Raw genomic sequence first — 4,058 nt, 5'->3', positions numbered from 1 at the left:
CCCGGAATCGGCAACGATAATACACCAGAGAGGAGCGGCAACTCGAAACGATGGGTTTGAGCGTTTGGGTTGGATGACAATTTTTCGACCAACGAGGATGGAGAGTCCAGCAAGAGCGGGAGCTGCCACCGACGAAACTGGAACCTGCATCTCGTCGGCTTGGTCCACCAGGTATCTCCTTAGTGAGCGGGGAAGCATGAGCTGCGGGTCAAATTTCGGAATCCGGTCGAAGGATTTCAGACCACAAAATGGCTTAGGCCAAGGCCGAAAAAGATCGTCTGCCTCATCGAGGATGGCCTGCAAACCTTCGGCTGACAAGGAAGCTGCCTGCTCAGGATCAAAGGGGAGAGCTCTCAACGATGCCGCGAGCAGACCCAGGTCAGTTTTTACGGTTTCAAGATAGTCGGTCCCAGCTGGACCGGGATCAATGATAAGGACCACGTCGAGCCCACGGAACCGCTTAGCATAACCTGATGCCCAGATCCCAACTGAGGACACGGCAACCGCAGAGATCCCTGTTCTGCTGATGCTGTCGGCCTCTGCCTCGTCCCGTGCTATCACTACGCGCTGACTATTCTGGGCACCCTCCCAGCCATAGGGCAATGGTACTTTTGCATCGCTCTGATTGACACGAAACCATTTCTTGCGATGGAAGTAGGTAGGGAAAATTAAAACAGGAGCGCGGTCTGTGCCATTGCCGGCTTGAAGCTTGAACTTGTGTACGATCTTCAAAGGCTCGTTCGAGTGAGAGCACCAGGTATAGGTAGCAACGTGCTCATAGTCCGGCTGTTGCTCTTTAAGATATTCCAGATAGGCAGCTGGCGAAAGGAAGCTGGTGGGACCTGGGACCTGGTCAGGATCGGGTATCCTGATTTCCAGACCATCCAGCTCAGTGAGCGCCGTGGAGTACATCCGGCCAGTCACCTGCGCGTAAAAGTCCACCACGTTTATGCGTTCACTATGTGCAGCACAAATCTTTTTTGAACAGTGGAACGACCGATCAGGTTCATCGATGCGCATCGAGAGCTTTCCACCATCGTGGAAGGGGCAGGAGATCCAGCCCTGCTTTGGAATGAAGCCAAGGTGCCTGGCAAGATCGCCTGGACTCAACCGGGCTTCGATTCGGGATATCAATGTCTCGTACTGGTCTTCGCTAGCCACAATGCCTGTTGAACTCCGAGGTTTTGTTTCAATTGCATCGCGAGATTCAGTATTCCTATACTGAATAAATACCTCCCCCTTCTTTCTCCTCAGATATATTCTTCGACGGAGTAGACTATAGGATTTTCACGATGTCCCCCGCAGGCTAGCAGCAGTTTCTGGATCTGGGAATGCGGAGGTATTTTATACAGCTGAAACGACAGCACCAATACTACGTATCTAATTTCCATTTTCAAAAAAACGGGAATATGGCCAAAGTAGCATGATAAACCTGTAACTTATTGAAATTAGCAAAGAAACACCTAAATCAGTCATAATTTCGATTTGCAAGTTATCGAAATTGTTATGAAACGAATATGCGCAAGACTATGAGGGACGAGCAAAATTGGGGTTAATGTCTCAATTCTTCAGAAATCGAGGATTTGGCCAAAATAGCACGACAAACGGGTAAGCTATTGAAATTAATGACACCTTACCTATAAACATGCGTTCAAATCGTCACAAGCTATTGATAAAACTACAAGCCGAATTCCGTCCGCCAAAAGTAGCCATCCCCGCTTGTGGCTGACCAACGAATCGCAAACATGACTGCAAGAAGAGACATCAAATCGTTCTCAGCTGTAAGCACTGGAGTTTTTGATATTTGCACCGCTCGCACTAGACATAGGTTTACCGTAATCGCAGACAATTTTGCACTCAGTGAGTAACCGCCAGTATAGCGAGAAAATTCTCTTAAGGTGACTTGCGCAAGCTTCTGCGCCATACACCGTTTCGGCTATGCGCGCAAACATTAGCGTCATGGTCCACAGTCAACCGGGAGAAGGAAAAAATGAACCGCCGAATGGCATTGGCAGAGGAAATTCAAACTTGGCTGAAAGGAGGGAAGCGACGAAGTCTGTCCCTGCTCCAGCGGGCAACAGGCATCCATAGAAACACTTTGAGCGCCGCAGCTGAAGGATCGGTACAAGTTTCGGGATACAATGTGCTCCGCATTCTTAGCGTTGTATCGAGTCCAGAGCGAATCAAAGAATTCGTGCACGAGTTTATGCCTGAACTCAAATCCATTTTTGAAAAGATGGCTGAATCCACGTTTGTTGCTGCGGATGACTTGTCTGAACTCGAGTGTAAAATCCTGACAGATGTTGTCTTTGAAGATTCCGCAGCCAATTCGTTTGCTTCGGGCAGTACGACTGCAGGAGCTGTCGCACGGCTCATCAAGAAGAATTGCCTCGAGCAGCAAAATGGAATACTCAAAGCTGTAAGCGGGCTGCTGATAGGCAACAATTCGATCGTTTCCGCTCTTTCCAAATTTGCAGTAAAAAAACTGAATTTAGTACGGCCCGATAACTATGGAACCATCTGGTTCGCAAACTGCGACGACGAAACAAGACAAATGATTATGGATTTGATCAGAGAGATTGAGCTTCGCACTGCAGAAATTTCAAAACGGTACAAACCCGGCCCTCACAGGGTCGCTATGGTTTCTTTCGTAACAGATTTGGGAGATTTGGTATTATGAAAAAAAGTACGTTCTTAATTGCTTCGATGACCTGCTGTTTGTTGGTTGCACCCAGCTGCTTTGCTGGCATCATTACAGGAGGAGGAGGCGGTGCCAAGACCAAGACTCTGAGGGTTTCCGACGCCACGTTCTCAGAACTTGTTCAAAGCTCACCGAGCGGTGCTGGCATATCCATTGGCGGAAAAACCTTCAGACCTTCGACTATTGATATTCTCAACCGGAAAATCAATCTTCACAATGGCGTTGATGAGACTATCATTCTTCAATCTGATGCTGTGCCATACTTGGAAAAGACCGACTCTGGCTATGTTGAGAGATCAGTGAACCCTGCTCAGTAAGAAGTTGCTCCTGGCGATGGATTGCCAGGAATCCGAAATCAGTCTGCTTTATTGACTAACACGTCAAGGAACTTTGGAAACCAGCATTTCTCCCAACGCACCCACAAACATGTCATCAAGCTCTGAGTCGCTTGCTGCTAAGGCTGCATCCCTAATGGGTGTCTTTAGTCGATATCTGACAATGAGACAATCCTTGGCTTTCGTGGTCGAATAGAATCCCTCTGCAACCCGATTAAATGTCCCGTTTGGCTCAGTTGTCAATTCCAACGAATATTTAGCGGCCAAGTCGTCGCTGGGATGCGAAACAGCAAGATTCTTTTTCTTCTCGTCTGCGAGTGCATTCCTGAAAATATCAAGTTGGCAATCTCCAAAGAACGATTCACTTACAACTTCATTTTCCTGTCCATCAATTGTTAGGATCGGAGCCGAGGAGTGAGTATGTTTAACGCCATCGGCATCTTTGATTTCTTCATTGAAATTGTCTGAGAACAATACTGTATAGAGAAATGTTCTGTTGTTAAAATAGCCGCTGTATACCGCGCCTAAACGTTGAAATTCTGCAGTTTCCACAAAACGATTAAAGTATTCGATCAGATCGCTGTCTTTCGACGAGAACTTTTCCGAACCAGCCTCGGGGTTGATATTCAATGTCAAGCAAATATTATGATGTCGGACATTCGCGGCGTAAGACACAAAGTTCCCAGCGACGTCATCCATTGCAAACCAATAACCGCCGTTTGATGTCCGACCAGATGCCTCTCCTGGCAAACTTGCTTCTCGATAATTTGAACAAGAATCTTTCTCAATGCTGGTGAGAAAGGTCTGTGTAGCACCAGTTCTGGCATTAATAATCGCATCAAATGAAAACGGCACAGCTGTCAAGGTTGAGCCAAGGCGATCTTTGTCGCCAACATATTCCTCATCACCGTCTTTTGCTGGTGTAGTGATTCTCCAAGGATTGAGAACGAAATAGTTTCCTTCTATCTTCGACGGATTGAAGTGTGTGCCCGGACTTTGTTCTTTGTCCTTGTCCTTATCGT

General features: G+C 47.3%; 4 protein-coding genes. 2 read left to right on the top strand and 2 right to left on the bottom strand.

Going from position 1 to position 4,058, the window contains the following annotated elements:
* The coding region (locus VE954_RS34500; protein ID WP_324961643.1) for a hypothetical protein at window positions 1-1,020 on the bottom strand (1,020 nt) is incomplete at its 3' end.
* 970 nt (window positions 1,021-1,990) lie between these two features.
* Here VE954_RS34500 and VE954_RS34495 point away from each other — a divergent pair.
* Complete coding sequence (locus tag VE954_RS34495) at window positions 1,991-2,680, top strand: hypothetical protein (RefSeq protein WP_324961642.1); 690 nt, start codon at window positions 1,991-1,993, stop codon at window positions 2,678-2,680.
* Window positions 2,677-3,018, top strand: a complete 342-nt coding sequence (locus tag VE954_RS34490) for a hypothetical protein (protein ID WP_324961641.1) — start codon at window positions 2,677-2,679, stop codon at window positions 3,016-3,018. Before VE954_RS34495 ends, VE954_RS34490 begins: the two co-directional genes overlap by 4 nt.
* A gap of 63 nt (window positions 3,019-3,081) precedes the next feature.
* On the opposite strand, the gene VE954_RS34485 is transcribed toward VE954_RS34490, so the two are convergent.
* On the bottom strand, window positions 3,082-4,058 hold a 977-nt coding region (locus VE954_RS34485; protein WP_324961639.1), incomplete at its 5' end, for a hypothetical protein.

Origin of the sequence: Oligoflexus sp. (genome assembly GCF_035638955.1) — a bacterium.
Classification (GTDB): domain Bacteria; phylum Bdellovibrionota_B; class Oligoflexia; order Oligoflexales; family Oligoflexaceae; genus Oligoflexus.
Note: the sequence above shows the minus strand (reverse complement) of the source record. Positions and strands in the feature narration are given on the sequence as shown.

What these genes read in the sequence shown, in the direction of transcription:
- VE954_RS34495 (WP_324961642.1), top strand. Translation starts at nt 1,991, where the DNA reads ATGAACCGCCGAATGGCATTGGCAGAGGAAATTCAAACTTGGCTGAAA.
- VE954_RS34490 (WP_324961641.1), top strand. Translation starts at nt 2,677, where the DNA reads ATGAAAAAAAGTACGTTCTTAATTGCTTCGATGACCTGCTGTTTGTTG.